1 rRNA gene is annotated in these 1,434 nt (G+C 56.6%); it reads right to left on the bottom strand.

From position 1 onward, the window contains the following. Positions 1–22 precede the first annotated feature (22 nt). Positions 23–1,434 (bottom strand): 23S ribosomal RNA (locus tag ACFY1E_RS47905); the annotation flags it as partial.

Below are 1,434 nucleotides of genomic sequence, written 5' to 3'. Positions count from 1 at the left end.
AACACAGTGGACGCGAGCAACTGAGGACAAGCCCTCGGCCTATTAGTACCGGTCACCTCCACACCTTGCGGTGCTTCCAGATCCGGCCTATCAACCCAGTCGTCTACTGGGAGCCTTACCCCATCAAGTGGGTGGGAGTCCTCATCTCGAAGCAGGCTTCCCGCTTAGATGCTTTCAGCGGTTATCCCTCCCGAACGTAGCCAACCAGCCATGCCCTTGGCAGAACAACTGGCACACCAGAGGTTCGTCCGTCCCGGTCCTCTCGTACTAGGGACAGCCCTTCTCAAGACTCCTGCGCGCACAGCGGATAGGGACCGAACTGTCTCACGACGTTCTAAACCCAGCTCGCGTACCGCTTTAATGGGCGAACAGCCCAACCCTTGGGACCGACTCCAGCCCCAGGATGCGACGAGCCGACATCGAGGTGCCAAACCATCCCGTCGATATGGACTCTTGGGGAAGATCAGCCTGTTATCCCCGGGGTACCTTTTATCCGTTGAGCGACGGCGCTTCCACAAGCCACCGCCGGATCACTAGTCCCGACTTTCGTCCCTGCTCGACCCGTCGGTCTCACAGTCAAGCTCCCTTGTGCACTTACACTCAACACCTGATTGCCAACCAGGCTGAGGGAACCTTTGGGCGCCTCCGTTACCCTTTAGGAGGCAACCGCCCCAGTTAAACTACCCATCAGACACTGTCCCTGATCCGGATCACGGACCCAGGTTAGACATCCAGCACGACCAGACTGGTATTTCAACGACGACTCCACCCGAACTGGCGTCCGAGCTTCACAGTCTCCCAGCTATCCTACACAAGCCGAACCGAACACCAATATCAAACTGTAGTAAAGGTCCCGGGGTCTTTCCGTCCTGCTGCGCGAAACGAGCATCTTTACTCGTAGTGCAATTTCACCGGGCCTATGGTTGAGACAGTCGAGAAGTCGTTACGCCATTCGTGCAGGTCGGAACTTACCCGACAAGGAATTTCGCTACCTTAGGATGGTTATAGTTACCACCGCCGTTTACTGGCGCTTAAGTTCTCAGCTTCGCCTGGACGAATCCAAGCTAACCGGTCCCCTTAACGTTCCAGCACCGGGCAGGCGTCAGTCCGTATACATCGCCTTACGGCTTCGCACGGACCTGTGTTTTTAGTAAACAGTCGCTTCTCGCTGGTCTCTGCGGCCACCCCCAGCTCAAGGCGTAAAGCCCATCACCAGGTGTGGCCCCCCTTCTCCCGAAGTTACGGGGGCATTTTGCCGAGTTCCTTAACCATAGTTCACCCGAACGCCTCGGTATTCTCTACCTGACCACCTGAGTCGGTTTAGGGTACGGGCCGCCATGAAACTCGCTAGAGGCTTTTCTCGACAGCATAGGATCATCCACTTCACCACAATCGGCTCGGCATCAGGTCTCACCCCGTATGAGTGGCGGATTT

Origin of the sequence: Streptomyces sp. NPDC001604 (assembly GCF_042893475.1) — a bacterium.
Classification (GTDB): Bacteria; Actinomycetota; Actinomycetes; order Streptomycetales; family Streptomycetaceae; genus Streptomyces.
This window is presented reverse-complemented; position numbering and strand designations above follow the sequence as displayed.